The following is a 15,159-nucleotide window of genomic DNA, read 5'->3' on the forward strand; positions in this document are numbered from 1 at the left end:
AGGAGTGGTACATGGCCGATACGCGGCGTTGGTTCTGGCTCGGTGGGGTGGCCCTGCTTTGCGCGTTTGTTTACCTGTTGCATCCGATCCTGACGCCGTTCCTGGTGGCGCTGTTGCTGGCCTATCTGTTCGACCCGCTGGTGGATCGGCTGGAGAAGCTCGGCTTGTCCCGGACATGGGGCGTGGTGGCGGTGTTCGCGTTGTTCACGATGGTCCTCACCACGCTGTTGTTGGTGTTGGTGCCGATGCTCGCCAAGCAGCTGTTTCGCTTGTATGAACTGGCGCCGCAGATGCTCGACTGGTTGCAGCACACCGCGTTGCCGTGGGCGCAATCGAAGTTGGGTTTGTCGGAGGGCTTCTGGAAGTTCGACAAGCTCAAGGCGGCGATCAGCGAGCACATGGGCCAGACCACCGACATTGTCGGCGTGGTGCTGAGTCAGGCGACGGCTTCAGGCCTTGCGCTGATCGGCTGGCTGGCCAATCTGGTGCTGATCCCGGTGGTGAGTTTTTATCTGCTGCGCGACTGGGACCTGATGATGGCCAAGATCCGCAGCTTGCTGCCGCGTGATCGTGAAGAGCGTGTCATGACCCTGGCTGGGGAATGCCATGAAGTGCTTGGGGCGTTCGTGCGCGGACAGTTGCTGGTGATGCTGGCGCTGGGTGTGATCTACGCCGCTGGCTTGATGATCGTCGGGCTGGAACTGGGGTTGTTGATCGGTCTGATTGCCGGCCTGGCGGCGATCGTGCCGTACATGGGGTTTGTCATCGGGATTGGCGCGGCGTTGATTGCCGGCCTGTTCCAGTTCGGTGGCGATCTGTATCCCATGATCGGTATCGTCGCGGTGTTCATGGTCGGCCAGGCGCTGGAAGGCATGGTTCTGACGCCGTTGCTGGTGGGTGACCGGATCGGCCTGCACCCGGTGGCGGTGATCTTTGCGATTCTGGCCGGCGGCGAGCTGTTTGGTTTTACCGGGGTGCTGCTGGCATTGCCGGTGGCGGCGGTGATCATGGTTCTGGTGCGCCATGTGCATGATTTGTATAAAGATTCGGATATCTACGGCGGTGTCGACGAGTCTGAGAAGTAAGGCCTTTTGATCGCTCGTCGCGGGCAGCCTGGTTTCACGCCGGGTTTGCCCGTATCCCTCGCGCGGCTGTCACATGCACCGCCAAAGAAACTGTCATAAAACCAGCACGTTAACGCAAACCTTTGATTTTGCTTGTGGTCTGTCGCATTGTGCCGTCAGCTTCACGGGTATAAACTTCGCAAACTTTACACAGAGGCCACTAACGGTTCCTTTGGAACTGTTCAGTCAGCATGAAACCGATTCAGCTGCCCCTAGGTGTGCGTCTGCGTGATGACGCCACCTTTATCAATTACTACCCAGGCGCCAATGCCGCTGCACTCGGCTATGTCGAGCGGCTGTGCGAAGCCGACGCCGGCTGGACGGAAAGCCTGATTTACCTCTGGGGCAAGCACGGGGTAGGGCGCACGCATTTGTTGCAGGCGGCTTGCCTGCGTTTCGAGCAGATGGGTGAACCGGCGGTGTATCTGCCGCTGGCCGAGTTGATGGACCGCGGCATCGAAATCCTCGACAACCTCGAACAATACGAACTGGTTTGCCTGGACGATTTGCAGGCGGTCGCCGGCAAGGCGGATTGGGAAGAGGCGTTGTTCCATCTGTTCAATCGTCTGCGTGACAGCGGTCGGCGTCTGCTGATCGCCGCCTCGACATCCCCGCGCGAACTACCGGTGAAGCTGGCGGACCTCAAGTCTCGGCTGACACTGGCGCTCATCTTCCAGATGCGTCCGCTCTCTGACGAAGACAAGTTGCGTGCCTTGCAGTTGCGCGCCTCCCGTCGTGGCCTGCACCTGACTGACGAAGTCGGTCATTTTATTTTGACTCGCGGTACTCGCAGCATGAGTGCGCTTTTCGAGCTGCTTGAGCGCCTCGATCAGGCCTCCCTTCAAGCTCAGCGCAAGCTGACAATCCCGTTCCTGAAAGAGACGTTGGGCTGGTAAAGGCCAGGTTTTTCGCGGGTTCCGGCATATTCCAGGCGTCAACAAATCCGCTTTCCTGCAAGGGAGCAGGCTGCGCAAAGGTTTAAAATGGGCTTAAGCGCTTAGATGGAAACGAGAAACCGATAAGTCACATAAAGATCGATTGAATTTGCAAATGAGATCGATAGCGGGCATAGTCTCGGCTTCTTTACAACTATCAGCCACGGTCGTGCCCATGCTAAATCGCTTCGCACCCCTCGTGCCTCTCGCACTCGTCACCCTGTTGTTCGGTTGCGCTGCTCACTCTCCAGTGTCCCAGCAAGAGCCACAGCATCAGGTTTCAAATTCAGTTACCGCGCAGTCTTCTTCCGTTCTTTTCCAGGAAGAGCTAGCAACCAATAAAGAACTGGCAGACTTCGCCGGGGGCAAGTCGTATCAGCTTCCGGTTCTGGCTGACAGCATCCTCGAACGTGGCATGTCCCTGATCGGTACCCGTTACCGTTTCGGCGGCACCTCCGAGGCAGGCTTCGACTGCAGCGGCTTCATCGGTTATCTGTTTCGTGAAGAGGCTGGCATGAACCTGCCGCGCTCCACTCGCGAAATGATCAACGTTGACGCTCCGCTGGTGGCTCGCAGCGCCCTCAAGCCGGGTGACCTGCTGTTCTTCGCCACCAATGGCCGTCGCGGTCGTGTCAGTCACGCCGGGATCTACGTGGGTGACAACCAGTTCATCCACTCCAGCAGCCGCAAAAGCGGTGGTGTCCGGGTCGATAGCCTGGGCGACAGCTACTGGAGCAAGACCTTCATCGAAGCCAAGCGTGCGCTCGCAATGGCACCGGCTGCAGCGCCTATCGTCACTGCGCGCCAATAAGCGGACAGTTTACAAGGCGAACTTAAAGTCTTACTTGAAGTTTGCCGCGTAGCCGCTAGAATCCTGATCTATTATTGATGGCAAACCGCCTGCGTTCTGCGCAGGCGGTTTTCTTTTCTGTCTTTGTGGCAGAAAAAAGCCGCAGCCAGATCAGGATGTTCTGTTTATGACGATGTCGGCCCGCCTCGCACTCATGTTCTTCGCAGCGCTGCTCAGCGCCTGCGCCAGCCGCACACCGCCACCTGCGCCGGTGGTTCGCGCACCGATTGTTTTCGGTTCTCCCCAAGCCTTTTCCCCTGCGGCAGAAGACGTGCTGTTTCGCGCGCTCGGTCTGGTGGGGACGCCTTATCGTTGGGGCGGCAACACGCCGGATTCCGGGTTCGATTGCAGCGGTTTGATCGGTTACGTCTATCGCGATGTCGCAGGCATTTCCTTGCCGCGGTCCACACGCGAGATGATCGGCATGCAGGCTCCCGACGTCGGCAAGGAAGGCCTGCAAACCGGCGACCTGATCTTCTTCGCCACCAATGGCGGCTCCCAGGTCAGCCATGCCGGGATCTATGTCGGCGAAGGGCGCTTCGTCCATGCTCCAGCCACGGGCGGCACGGTCAAGCTGGACAGCTTGTCCAAGGCTTACTGGCAGAAAGCCTACCTGAGCGCCAAGCGCGTCCTGCAGCCCGAGCACTTGGCACATAATCCCTAGGGGTTTGTCATGATCGCTCTGGCGGAGTTGTAGGAGCGAGGCTTGCCCGCGAAGGCGGCAGCACAGTCAACATTGATATCGACTGACACACCGCTTTCGCGGGCAAGCCTCGCTCCTACGGACAGACTTTACTTGGCCGCGGAAACGCGCCACACCTTGTTCCCCACATCATCTGCCACCAACAAGCCGCCCTGCTGATCGATCACCACGCCCACCGGCCGCCCCATGGCTTTTCCCTCGTCGTTGAGGAAGCCGGTAAGCACATCCAGCGGCTGTCCGCTCGGTTTGCCGGCGCTGAACGGCACGAAAATTACTTTGTAGCCGCTGTGCGGTTTACGGTTCCACGAGCCATGCTGGCCGATGAAGGCGCCTTGGGTGAACGGCGCGGGCAACTTGCTGCCTTCGGCGAACGTCAGGCCCAGCGACGCGGTATGGGGCCCCACTGCGTAGTCCGGTGCAATGGCCTTGGCGACCAGATCAGGGTTTTGTGGCTCGACGCGAACATCGACATGTTGCCCGTAATAGCTGTAAGGCCAGCCATAGAACCCGCCGTCCTTCACTGACGTGATGTAGTCCGGCACCAGGTCGCTGCCGATTTCGTCACGCTCGTTGACTGCGGTCCACAGAGCACCGCTTTGCGGCTCCCAGGCCAGGCCGTTCGGGTTACGAATCCCCGAGGCGAAGATTCGATGGTTGCCGGTGGCGCGATCGACTTCCCAGATCGCCGCGCGACCTTCCTCCTGATCCATGCCGTTTTCACCAACGTTGCTGTTCGAGCCCACGGTGACGTACAGCTTGCTGCCGTCCTTGCTGGCGATGACATTTTTGGTCCAGTGGTGATTTCGCGTGCCGCCCGGCAAATCGACCACTTTGATTGGCTGTGACTTGATCGCTGTCTCGCCGTTTTCATAGTGAAAACGCAGCAAACGGTCGGTGTCGGCGACATACAGGTCTTTGCCAACCAGGGTCATGCCGAAAGGCGAGTTGAGGTTTTCCAGGAACACCGTGCGGGTTTCGGCGACGCCGTCGTGGTCCTTGTCCCGCAGCAGAGTGATGCGGTTCGGGCTGGGGACGCCAGCCCCGGCGCGGCCCATGACTTTGCCCATGATCCAGCCGCGAATGCCATTGCTGTCATCGGATTTGGACGGCGCGTTGGTTTCGGCCACCAGTACGTCGCCGTTGGGCAGCACATAGAGCCAGCGCGGGTGTTCGAGGTTTTCGGCAAACGCTGCTACTTGAGTGCCTGCGGCGGCGACGGGTTTTTTACCCTGAGGCCAGCCGATCGCCGGGGCGATGTTCACCGTCGGGATCAGGGTTTTGTTCGGTTCCGGCAGCTTGGGCGACGGTCCGGTGCCGTCCGAGACTTGCAGGCTGGAGGTTTCACCACAGGCGGCGAGCCCTCCGGCGAGCGCGATGATGAGAATGAGCTGGGGTTTGCGCATTACTGATCTTCCCTATGAATGCATTGACGTAATCATAGAGAAGCGTAAACACCCGATGGTTCAACCGGTCAGCCGCGGGCCTCCTTGAACAGCACGGCGATCCCCGGATGGTAGTTGCCGGTTTCATTGCGCAACTTGCGGTAGGCGTAAGGGAAATACCAGGCCACGGCGCAGGTGTGCTCCTTTTGCAGGTCGTCGAGCATGTCCTGGAGTTCTTCCGGGGTGGCGCTGTGCTGGGCTTTTTGTGGGGCGACAAACAGGCAGCCGAGTTTCAGGTCGCTGGTGTAGCTGATGCGCTTCGCGTCGCTGGTGATGTCCGCCAGTGCCTGGGTCAGGTTCAGGTTGTTGACCCGCGGCCAGCGCTGGGTGGCCTGCAGGTACGCGCGTTCTTCGCTGGTGGCGATAAACAGATCGGCGCGGGCGTTGCGTTCGCCTTCTTCGGTCTGTTTGCGCGACGGTGTTTGCTGCAGCGTGACCATTTCCGCCATCCAGGCTGCGGCAGAGAGCAGGCCGAGGTTGGCGTTTTCGTCGTACCAGTAAGGCGTATCGTTATCGCCGCGCACGGCGTTGTAGCGGTCGATACAGTCAAACCAGCGTTCCAGCACCGGGCGCAGGAATTCCAGCTTCGGATTGCTGATGATCATGCCTTGCATGTGGCTCACCCTTGTTATTGTGTTGTGAGGTTGTGGCTCTTTGATATCACTGCTGGCAGTGTGGCACAAGATTGGCGTCAGATAATTGATCAGCGGCAGTTATTCGCCGGAAGGCGTCCCGTCTTTAATTGACGCTCCACCCCCAACCCTCTAACCTTCGCGGCTTGTTTCAGGTGCTCTGTGGCCTTGGTCGACAGAGTGAAACAGGGAAGCCGGTGAGTGGATTTCTTCCAGCGAAGAATGATCACGATCCCGGCGCTGCCCCCGCAACGGTAAATGAGTGAAGACTGCGCCTGATGCCACTGTGTCGATGAACGATGCGGGAAGGCGCGCAGTTGGCCCCGAGCCGCTCATGAGCCCGGAGACCGGCCTGATCCATTCAGCGGCATCACGGTGGGCGATGCCAGGCTTCTTGCCGTCTATTCTTGTGCCTGCCCGCCGTTATCCAGCCTCAACGGAGAGCTCCCCCATGACTGATACCCCCGATCGTGACGAACGCCATCTGGCGCGCATGCTGCGCAAAAAAGCCGTGATCGACGAACGCATCGCCAATTCGCCGAATGAATGCGGCCTGCTGCTGGTGCTGAGCGGCAACGGTAAAGGCAAAAGCAGTTCGGCGTTCGGCATGCTGGCGCGCTCCATGGGCCACGGCATGCAATGCGGTGTGGTGCAGTTCATCAAGGGGCGCAGCAGCACTGGCGAGGAGCTGTTCTTCCGGCGTTTCCCGGAGCAGGTGCGTTTTCATGTGATGGGCGAGGGCTTCACCTGGGAAACCCAGGACCGCCAGCGTGACATCGCCGCCGCCGAAGCTGCGTGGGCGGTGTCCCGCGAACTGCTGAGCGATCCGTCGATTGGCCTGGTGGTACTCGATGAATTGAACATCGCCCTCAAGCACGGTTACCTCGATCTCGATCAGGTGCTCAGCGACTTGCAGGCCCGTCCGCCGATGCAGCATGTGGTGGTCACTGGCCGTGGCGCCAAACCGGAGATGATCGAACTGGCTGACACCGTCACCGAAATGGGCATGATCAAGCACGCCTTCCAGGCCGGGATCAAGGCGCAAAAAGGCGTCGAGTTGTGAATCAACCACGTCAATGCCCGGCGGTACTGATTGCCGCGCCGGCCTCCGGTCAGGGCAAGACCACCGTCACCGCCGCGCTCGCCCGCTTGCACCGCAATCAGGGGCGCAAGGTGCGTGTGTTTAAATGCGGCCCGGACTTTCTCGACCCGATGATTCTCGAGCGCGCCAGCGGTGCACCGGTCTATCAGCTGGACATGTGGATGGTCGGCGAGCAGGAAAGTCGTCGTCTGTTGTGGGAAGCTGCTGGCGAAGCTGACCTGATTCTCATCGAAGGCGTCATGGGGTTGTTCGACGGTACGCCGTCCAGTGCCGACCTGGCGCGGCATTTCGGTGTGCCGGTGCTCGGCGTGATTGACGGCACCGCGATGGCGCAGACGTTTGGCGCACTGGCCCTGGGGCTTGCGCGCTATCAGCCGGATTTGCCGTTTGCCGGTGTGTTGGCCAACCGGGTTGGCACCCTGCGTCATGCGCAATTGCTCGAAGGCAGTCTGACAGAAGGCTTGCGCTGGTACGGCGCGTTGTCCCGGGAGACCGGCATCGAATTGCCGAGTCGGCACCTCGGCCTGGTACAGGCCAGCGAATTGAATGATCTCGATCTGCGCCTCGATGCAGCCGCCGCCTCGCTGGCCAGCAGTTGCGACGTGGCTTTACCGCCGGCCGTGGAATTCGCCGCGCCTGAAGTGATCGCCGCCGAACCATTGCTGGCCGGTGTGCGGATTGCCGTGGCCCGGGACGAAGCCTTTGCGTTTACCTACGGCGCGAGCCTGGATCTGCTGCGGGCGATGGGCGCCGAGTTGTCTTTCTTCTCGCCGATCCGCGACCGCGAGTTGCCGGAGGCAGACAGCCTTTATCTGCCGGGTGGTTACCCTGAATTGCACCATGTGGCGTTGTCACAAAACACGCCAATGCTGACCGCCATCCGCGCTCATCACGCAGCGGGCAAACCGTTGCTGGCCGAGTGTGGCGGCATGCTGTATTTGTTGGATTCGTTGACCGATGTCGAGGGTACTCGCGCTGAATTGGTTGGCTTGCTGACCGGTGATGCGGTGATGCAGAAGCGTTTGGCGGCGTTGGCCTTGCAGGCGGTGGAATTGCCCGAAGGTTTGCTGCGCGGGCACACCTATCACCACTCGCTGACCAGCACCGAGCTTGAGCCGATTGCGCGTGGCCTGAGCCCCAATGGCGGGCGAGGGGCGGAGGCGGTTTATCGTGAGGGGCGGATGACGGCCTCTTATGTGCACTTTTATTTTCCGTCCAATCCGGCGGCGATTGCTGCGTTGTTGGCGCCCGATCGTGAAGCCGTCATCGCGAGCAGGCCATGACAGAAAACGCCTTTTCCGAAGTCGAACGCGATGCGGTCTACCGGGCCATCGGCGAACGCCGTGACATGCGCCACTTCAGCGGCGGCACGGTCGAGCCCGAGTTACTGAGGCGCCTGCTCGAAGCCGCGCACCAGGCGCCGAGCGTCGGCCTGATGCAGCCCTGGCGGTTCATCCGCATCAGCGACCGGGCGCTGCGCGGACAGATCCAGCAACTGGTGGAGGAAGAACGCGTCCGCACCGCCGAAGCCCTCGGCGAGCGCTCCGACGAATTCATGAAGCTCAAGGTCGAAGGCATCCAAGACTGCGCCGAAGTGCTGGTCGCTGCGCTGATGGACGATCGCGAACGGCATATTTTCGGCCGTCGTACGTTGCCGGAAATGGACATGGCCTCGCTGTCCTGTGCCATCCAGAACCTTTGGCTGGCGTCCCGCGCCGAAGGCCTGGGCATGGGCTGGGTGTCGCTGTTCGAACCGCAAGCCTTGGCGAACCTGTTGGGTTTACCGGTCGGGGCCAAGCCTTTGGCCGTTCTTTGCCTGGGGCCGGTCAAGGAATTCTATCCAGCGCCGATGCTGGTACTCGAAGGCTGGGCGCAAGCGCGTCCGCTCAACGAGTTGCTGTATGAAAATTATTGGGGAGTGAGTCAATGAGTGTGGCGTTGTTGAGTGTCGCCGCGGTCGCGCTGGATGCGCTGCTGGGTGAACCCAAACGCTGGCATCCGCTGGTGGCGTTCGGTCGTTTTGCCGATCGCATCGAACAACGTTTCAACTCCGCTGGCCGCGGTTGGCGCAGTCACGGGGTGACGGCCTGGGTGATGGCGGTCGTGCCGCTGACCTTGCTGGTCACCGCGCTGTCCTGGGCACCTTATGTTGGCTGGATCGTCGAGATTCTCGCGCTCTATTGCGCGCTTGGCATGCGCAGCCTCGGCGAGCATGTCGAGCCGGTGGCCAAGGCCCTGCGCAGCGATGATCTGGTTGAGGCGCGCACACGCGTCGGTTATCTGGTCAGCCGTCAGACCAGCGAACTGGACAAAACCGAAGTCGCCCGCGCCGCCACCGAATCGGTGTTGGAGAACGGCAGCGATGCAGTGTTCGCCGCGCTGTTCTGGTTTGCCGTGGCGGGTGCGCCCGGTGTGGTGCTCTATCGTCTGAGCAACACCCTGGATGCGATGTGGGGTTATCGCAACGAACGCTTCGAGCGTTTCGGCTGGGCTGCCGCAAAGATCGACGATGTCCTCAACTACATTCCTGCACGCCTGGTGGCGTTGACCTACGCACTGTTGGGCAAAACCCGACTGGCGCTGAAATGCTGGCGCACCCAGGGGCCGACCTGGGACAGCCCGAATGCCGGGCCGGTGATGGCGGCTGGTGCCGGTGCGTTGGGTGTCGAGTTGGGCGGGGCGGCGATTTATCACGGCGAACTGCATCAGCGTCCGCAGTTGGGCGAAGGCGTGCCGGCGGATGCCGATTCCATCGACCGTGGCTGGCAATTGGTCCAGCGCGGGGTATGGTTATGGCTGCTGATTCTCTGCGTGGGGGCTGAATTCTATGCTTGAACACGGTGGCCGGTTGCGCAAGGCAGCACTTGAATACGGTATCGCCGAAGCCGATTGGCTCGACCTGTCCAGTGGTCTTGCGCCCTGGCCATTCCCGGTTCCGGATATCCCGCTGCGGGCCTGGGCACGTTTGCCGGAAACCGATGACGGTCTGGAGCAAGCTGCCTGCGACTATTACGGTGCGGCCCAGGTGTTGCCCGTGGCCGGTTCGCAAATGGCGATTCAGTTGCTGCCGCGTTTGCGCAGGGCCGGCAAGGTCGGTGTGCTGTCGCCGTGTTACGCCGAGCACGCCGAAGCCTGGCGTCGCAACGGTTATGTCGTGCGTGAAGTCCTGGAGTCGGAAGTCGATTTCTTTCTCGACAACCTGGACGTGCTGGTGGTGGTCAATCCGAACAATCCCACGGGTCTGAGCCTGACCCCGGCCCGCCTGCTGGATTGGCATGCGCGGCTGGCCCAGCGCGGTGGCTGGTTGGTGGTGGACGAGGCGTTCATGGACAACACACCGCATTTGAGTCTGGCACCGTTCACCAACCAGATCGGCTTGATCGTGCTGCGTTCCTTCGGCAAGTTTTTCGGCCTGGCCGGTGTGCGGCTCGGGTTTGTGCTGGCCGAGCGCAAGTTGCTCAAACTGTTGGCCGAGCAGGTCGGGCCTTGGGCGGTCAGTGGGCCGACCCGCGTCTTGGGCCAGGCGTGCCTGACGGATACGGACGGGCACACCCGACAGCGCATTCGCACTGACGAAGCTGGCGAGCGTCTGGCGTTGCTGCTTGAGCAGTATGGTTTCAAACCTCAGGGCGGTTGCGCGTTGTTCCAGTGGCTGATCACCGAGCGCGCCCAAGCGCTGCATGAATTCATGGCCCGGCGTGGCATTCTGCTGCGGTTGTTCACCCACAACAGCAGCCTGCGTTTTGGTTTACCTGCGGATGAAGCGGACTGGTCGCGCCTCGAACAAGCCCTGCAAATCCATGCCAAGGAAAACCCATGACAACGTTGATGGTGCAAGGCACCACATCCGATGCCGGTAAAAGCACACTGGTGACGGCACTGTGTCGCTGGGTCACGCGCCAAGGCGTGAGCGTGGTGCCGTTCAAGCCGCAGAACATGGCCCTCAACAGTGCGGTGACCGCCGACGGTGGCGAGATAGGTCGCGCTCAGGCGGTGCAGGCCCAGGCTTCAAACCTTGAACCGCACACCGACATGAACCCGGTGCTGCTTAAACCCAACAGTGATACCGGCGCCCAAGTGATCATCCATGGCCGCGCCGTCACCACCATGAATGCGGTCGCCTATCACGACTACAAAGCCATCGCCATGCAGGCGGTGCTGGCCTCCCATGAACGGCTGAGCGCGGCGTATCCGCTGGTGTTGGTTGAAGGGGCGGGCTCGCCGGCCGAGATCAACCTGCGCGCCGGCGACATCGCCAACATGGGGTTTGCCGAGGCGGTGGACTGCCCGGTGGTGCTGATTGCCGACATCAATCGCGGCGGAGTTTTCGCGCATTTGGTCGGTACGCTGGAGCTGCTGTCGCCGAGCGAACAGGCGCGGGTCAAAGGCTTCATCATCAACCGTTTTCGCGGCGACATCGCCTTGCTGCAACCGGGGCTGGACTGGCTGGAAGCGCGCACCGGCAAACCGGTGATCGGCGTGTTGCCTTATGTGATGGACCTGCATCTTGAGGCCGAGGACGGCCTCGATCAGCGTCAGGCCGACAAGGCCGATCAAGTGCTCAACGTGGTGGTGCCGGTGCTGCCGCGCATCAGCAACCACACCGATTTCGATCCACTGCGCCTGCATCCGCAAGTGGACCTGCAATTCATCGGCCCCGGCCAGGCGATTCCACCGGCCGACCTGATGATTCTCCCGGGTTCGAAAAGCGTACGCAGCGACCTCGCGTACCTGCGGAGCAACGGCTGGGACTCGGCGATCGCGCGGCACTTGCGCTACGGCGGCAAAGTGCTGGGAATCTGCGGCGGCCTGCAAATGCTCGGTGAGCAGGTGCATGACCCGCTGGGCCTCGAAGGCGCGCCGGGTTCCAGTGCCGGTTTGGGTTTGCTGGCGTTCGAAACGCAGCTCGAAGAAGAGAAGCAGTTGCGCAACGTACGTGGGCGTCTGGCGCTGGAAGATGCGCAGGTCAGCGGCTATGAAATTCATGCCGGCGTGACCACCGGGCCGGCGCTGGAAAACGCCGCCGTGCAGCTGGACGATGGTCGCAGCGATGGTGCGCAAAGTGCCGATGGGCAGATTTTCGGTACGTACCTGCATGGCCTGTTCGAATCACCGGCGGCGTGCAGTGCACTGTTGCGTTGGGCTGGTTTGCAGGAGGTGCAGGAGGTGGATTACCACGGGTTGCGCGAGCGCGATATCGAGCGGTTGGCGGATCTGGTGGAGAAGCATCTGGATACCTCGCTGTTGCGTGAACTCTGCGGTTTTTGAGGTGGCTGCACTGGCCTCATCGAAGATTTTAAGGAATGAACCATGCTGCAACTGATCCTCGGCGGCGCCCGCTCCGGCAAAAGTCGTCTGGCTGAAAAGCTGGCGACTGACAGTCAGCTCCACGTCACTTACATCGCCACCAGCCAACCCCTGGACGGTGAAATGAACGAGCGGGTGGCCCATCACCGTGCCCGTCGTCCGGCCGAATGGGCGTTGATCGAGGAACCGCTGGAGCTGGCCCGCGTACTGCGCGAAAGCGCCGGCGTCGACCGTTGCGTGCTGGTGGATTGCCTGACGCTGTGGCTGACCAATCTGCTGATGCTCGACGACGCCGAGCGCCTGTCGGCCGAGCGCGAGGCCCTGCTGGACTGCCTGGCATCGTTGCCGGGTGAAATCATTTTTGTCAGCAACGAGACCGGAATGGGTGTCGTGCCGCTGGGCGAATTGACTCGCCGCTATGTCGATGAAGCCGGTTGGCTGCATCAAGCCTTGGCCGAGCGCTGCCAACGTGTCGTCCTGACCGTCGCCGGCCTGCCCCTGACTTTGAAAGGAACTGCATTATGACTCACACCTGGTGGCTGAACCCGTGCAAGCCAATCGATGCACAAGTGGTCGAACAGGCGCAGGCGCGTCAACAGCAACTGACCAAGCCTGCCGGTTCCCTCGGCCAGCTCGAAGCGGTGGCGGTGCAACTGGCCGGGTTGCAGGGGCAGGTCAAGCCGACCCTCGATCAGCTGTGGATCGCGATTTTTGCCGGTGACCATGGCGTGGTCGCCGAAGGGGTGTCGGCGTTTCCGCAGGAAGTCACCGGACAGATGCTGCACAACTTCGTCAGCGGCGGCGCGGCGATCAGCGTGTTGGCGCGGCAGTTGGGCGCGTCCCTTGAAGTAGTCGACCTCGGCACCGTTACGCCGTCATTGAATCTGCCGGGTGTGCGTCACCTGAACGTCGGCCCGGGCACGGCGAATTTCGTCCAGGGCCCGGCGATGACTCAGGCCCAGGGCGAACTCGCCTTGCAGGCTGGTCGCGACAGTGTGCAGCGCGCCATCGCGGCAGGCGCGCAGTTGTTCATCGGCGGCGAAATGGGCATCGGCAATACCACGGCGGCCAGCGCCTTGGCCTGTGCTTTGCTCGATTGCCCGGTGGTGCACCTGGCCGGACCGGGCACTGGCCTGAACGCGGCGGGTGTCAGCCATAAAGCCCAGGTCATCGAGCGCGCCTTGGCGTTGCATGGTGCTCAGCGTGGCGATGCGCTGCAAACCTTGTTCAACCTCGGCGGTTTCGAAATCGCTGCGCTGGTTGGCGCGTACCTGGCTTGTGCTCAGGAAGGCGTCGCGGTGTTGGTCGACGGGTTTATTTGCAGCGTCGCCGCGCTGGTGGCGGTGCGTCTGAATCCGGCCTGTCGTGAGTGGTTGCTGTTCGGTCATCGTGGTGCCGAGCCAGGTCATCGCCATGTGCTGGAAACCCTGAACGCCGAACCGTTGCTGGACCTCGGCCTGCGGTTGGGCGAGGGCAGTGGTGCGGCGTTGGCCGTGCCATTGCTGCGCCTGGCCTGCGACCTGCACGGACAGATGGCAACATTCGCCGAAGCCGCAGTGGCGGATCGCCCGGCATGACCTTGCGCCTGGACCTGTTGCGTCATGGCGAAACCGAACTCGGTGGCGGCCTGCGCGGCAGCCTCGATGACGCGCTGACCGGCAAGGGCTGGGAGCAGATGCGCGCTGCGGTGGTTGAGCAGGGCCCTTGGGATCGCTTGGTCAGCTCGCCGTTGCAGCGTTGTGCACGCTTTGCTGAAGAGCTTGGGACGCAACTGGGGTTGCCGGTGCAGCTGGAAAAGGATCTGCAAGAGCTGCACTTCGGCGCTTGGGAAGGGCAGAGCGCCGCGGCGCTGATGGAAACCAGTGCCGAGGCATTGGGCTTGTTCTGGGCCGATCCCTATTCGTTTACGCCGCCTGATGGTGAGCCGGTTGCCGACTTTTCGACGCGGGTGTTGGCGGCCATTGAGCGGTTGCACGCGGCCTATGCGGGTGAGCGGGTCCTGCTAATCAGTCATGGCGGCGTCATGCGATTGTTGCTGGCGCAAGCGCGCGGATTGCCGCGTGAGCAGTTGCTCAACGTTGAGGTCGGCCATGGCGCGTTGTTCTCGTTGACGGTTGAATCTGGCGCCTTGTTAAGGGAAGCGATCTGATCATGTTGCCGTTCTGGATCGCCCTGCAATTTCTCAGCAGCCTGCCGATTCGCCTGCCGGGCATGCCGACGCCCGAGGAGTTGGGCCGGTCGCTGCTGTTTTATCCGCTGGTCGGCGTGCTGTTCGGCGCCATTCTGTGGGCGTTGAACGGGCTGTTGCAGGGCGCGCCGTTGTTGCTTCATGCCGCACTGTTATTGACTGTGTGGGTGTTGCTCAGCGGAGCGTTGCACCTGGATGGCCTGGCCGATAGCGCCGATGCGTGGCTCGGTGGTTATGGCGACCGTGAGCGCACTCTCACGATCATGAAAGACCCGCGTAGCGGGCCGATCGCGGTGGTAACGCTGGTGCTGGTGCTGCTGCTCAAGTTCGCCGCGTTGCTGGCGTTGATTGAGCAGCAGCACAGCGTGGTGTTGATCATCGTTCCACTGATTGCTCGCAGCGCGCTGTTGGGATTATTCCTGACTACACCTTACGTGCGTCCTGGTGGATTGGGGCAGGCGCTGGCCGATCATCTGCCGCGTTTGGCCGGGAAACAGGTGTTGGTGATCAGTGCGGTGGCGTGTGTGTTGATCGCGGGCCTCAGCGGTGTGTGGGCGCTTGCGCTGGCAGCTGTGGTGTTTGTCTGGTTGCGGAAAGTCATGATGCGGCGATTGGGCGGGACGACTGGCGACACTGCCGGGGCGTTGCTGGAATTGCTGGAAGTGGCGCTGCTGGTGGGGTTGGCGCTGCTCTGAGTCCCCGTAGAAGCGAGGCTTGTCAGCCAGTTAAGCCGTTTCAGGTGCAGCACACTCTTTGTAGCAGCTGCCGAGCTCGCGAGGCTGCGTTCGGCTGCGAAGCAGTCGCGAGTTCGGCTGAGGCGGTCTGCCTGATGCACCGCAAGTTCTGATTTTACGACTGCTGCGCAGCCGAACGCAG

16 protein-coding genes and 1 riboswitch are annotated in these 15,159 nt (G+C 61.6%); of the genes, 14 read left to right on the top strand and 2 right to left on the bottom strand.

Annotation, left to right across the window (positions count from 1 at the left end):
* Nucleotides 1–11: 11 nt before the first annotated feature.
* From AC07VO_RS19910 to AC07VO_RS19925, 4 genes are all read left to right on the top strand, one after another.
* A complete protein-coding gene (locus AC07VO_RS19910) occupies nucleotides 12–1,085 on the top strand; it encodes an AI-2E family transporter (protein ID WP_018925123.1) in 1,074 nt (357 codons plus the stop codon).
* Between the two features lie 230 nt (nucleotides 1,086–1,315).
* On the top strand, nucleotides 1,316–2,020 hold the full coding sequence (hda, locus tag AC07VO_RS19915; RefSeq protein ID WP_007936072.1) for a DnaA regulatory inactivator Hda: 705 nt from the start codon (nucleotides 1,316–1,318) through the stop codon (nucleotides 2,018–2,020).
* A gap of 214 nt (nucleotides 2,021–2,234) precedes the next feature.
* Complete coding sequence (locus tag AC07VO_RS19920) at nucleotides 2,235–2,870, top strand: C40 family peptidase (protein WP_064619369.1); 636 nt, start codon at nucleotides 2,235–2,237, stop codon at nucleotides 2,868–2,870.
* A gap of 166 nt (nucleotides 2,871–3,036) precedes the next feature.
* Nucleotides 3,037–3,573 (top strand): C40 family peptidase, encoded by a 537-nt coding sequence (locus AC07VO_RS19925; protein WP_064619367.1) that lies wholly within the window; start codon nucleotides 3,037–3,039, stop codon nucleotides 3,571–3,573.
* Between the two features lie 128 nt (nucleotides 3,574–3,701).
* Here the strand turns inward: AC07VO_RS19925 and AC07VO_RS19930 are convergent, their stop codons facing one another.
* Together AC07VO_RS19930 and AC07VO_RS19935 are read right to left on the bottom strand one after the other, a co-directional pair.
* Nucleotides 3,702–5,015 carry a PQQ-dependent sugar dehydrogenase gene (locus AC07VO_RS19930; protein WP_138866096.1) on the bottom strand — a complete coding sequence of 438 codons (1,314 nt, stop codon included), beginning with the start codon at nucleotides 5,013–5,015 and terminating at the stop codon, nucleotides 3,702–3,704.
* A gap of 68 nt (nucleotides 5,016–5,083) precedes the next feature.
* Complete coding sequence (locus tag AC07VO_RS19935; RefSeq protein WP_086945834.1) at nucleotides 5,084–5,668, bottom strand: hypothetical protein; 585 nt, start codon at nucleotides 5,666–5,668, stop codon at nucleotides 5,084–5,086.
* 154 nt (nucleotides 5,669–5,822) lie between these two features.
* A riboswitch (cobalamin riboswitch) is annotated at nucleotides 5,823–6,056 on the top strand.
* An 81-nt stretch (nucleotides 6,057–6,137) separates the two neighbouring features.
* Between AC07VO_RS19935 and cobO the strand changes: the two genes are divergently transcribed.
* The 10 genes from cobO to AC07VO_RS19985 are packed head-to-tail and all read left to right on the top strand — an operon-like array spanning nucleotide 6,138 to nucleotide 14,978.
* Nucleotides 6,138–6,749 carry a cob(I)yrinic acid a,c-diamide adenosyltransferase gene (gene cobO, locus AC07VO_RS19940; RefSeq protein ID WP_007936078.1) on the top strand — a complete coding sequence of 204 codons (612 nt, stop codon included), beginning with the start codon at nucleotides 6,138–6,140 and terminating at the stop codon, nucleotides 6,747–6,749.
* The gene (locus AC07VO_RS19945) at nucleotides 6,746–8,071 is read left to right on the top strand and encodes a cobyrinic acid a,c-diamide synthase CobB (RefSeq protein WP_086945833.1); all 1,326 of its coding nucleotides are present in this window, start codon (nucleotides 6,746–6,748) and stop codon (nucleotides 8,069–8,071) included. The genes cobO and AC07VO_RS19945 overlap by 4 nt, the downstream gene beginning before the upstream one ends.
* Nucleotides 8,068–8,718, top strand: coding sequence for a 5,6-dimethylbenzimidazole synthase (gene bluB, locus AC07VO_RS19950; protein ID WP_086945832.1), 651 nt, complete (start codon nucleotides 8,068–8,070; stop codon nucleotides 8,716–8,718). Before AC07VO_RS19945 ends, bluB begins: the two co-directional genes overlap by 4 nt.
* Nucleotides 8,715–9,623 carry an adenosylcobinamide-phosphate synthase CbiB gene (cbiB, locus tag AC07VO_RS19955; protein WP_018925130.1) on the top strand — a complete coding sequence of 303 codons (909 nt, stop codon included), beginning with the start codon at nucleotides 8,715–8,717 and terminating at the stop codon, nucleotides 9,621–9,623. The genes bluB and cbiB overlap by 4 nt, the downstream gene beginning before the upstream one ends.
* On the top strand, nucleotides 9,616–10,608 hold the full coding sequence (gene cobD, locus AC07VO_RS19960; protein WP_019648164.1) for a threonine-phosphate decarboxylase CobD: 993 nt from the start codon (nucleotides 9,616–9,618) through the stop codon (nucleotides 10,606–10,608). Before cbiB ends, cobD begins: the two co-directional genes overlap by 8 nt.
* Nucleotides 10,605–12,056: a cobyric acid synthase gene (locus tag AC07VO_RS19965; protein ID WP_086945831.1), complete on the top strand. Its 1,452-nt coding sequence runs from the start codon at nucleotides 10,605–10,607 to the stop codon at nucleotides 12,054–12,056. The genes cobD and AC07VO_RS19965 overlap by 4 nt, the downstream gene beginning before the upstream one ends.
* Nucleotides 12,057–12,098: 42 nt before the next feature.
* Nucleotides 12,099–12,620, top strand: coding sequence for a bifunctional adenosylcobinamide kinase/adenosylcobinamide-phosphate guanylyltransferase (gene cobU / locus AC07VO_RS19970; RefSeq protein ID WP_064619351.1), 522 nt, complete (start codon nucleotides 12,099–12,101; stop codon nucleotides 12,618–12,620).
* Nucleotides 12,617–13,672, top strand: a complete 1,056-nt coding sequence (gene cobT / locus AC07VO_RS19975; RefSeq protein ID WP_018925134.1) for a nicotinate-nucleotide--dimethylbenzimidazole phosphoribosyltransferase — start codon at nucleotides 12,617–12,619, stop codon at nucleotides 13,670–13,672. Before cobU ends, cobT begins: the two co-directional genes overlap by 4 nt.
* Nucleotides 13,669–14,244: an alpha-ribazole phosphatase family protein gene (gene cobC / locus AC07VO_RS19980; RefSeq protein WP_086945830.1), complete on the top strand. Its 576-nt coding sequence runs from the start codon at nucleotides 13,669–13,671 to the stop codon at nucleotides 14,242–14,244. Before cobT ends, cobC begins: the two co-directional genes overlap by 4 nt.
* 2 nt (nucleotides 14,245–14,246) lie before the next feature.
* The gene (locus tag AC07VO_RS19985; RefSeq protein ID WP_086945829.1) at nucleotides 14,247–14,978 is read left to right on the top strand and encodes an adenosylcobinamide-GDP ribazoletransferase; all 732 of its coding nucleotides are present in this window, start codon (nucleotides 14,247–14,249) and stop codon (nucleotides 14,976–14,978) included.
* Nucleotides 14,979–15,159: the final 181 nt, after the last annotated feature.

The organism is Pseudomonas sp. GW821-FHT03E01, assembly GCF_059420765.1.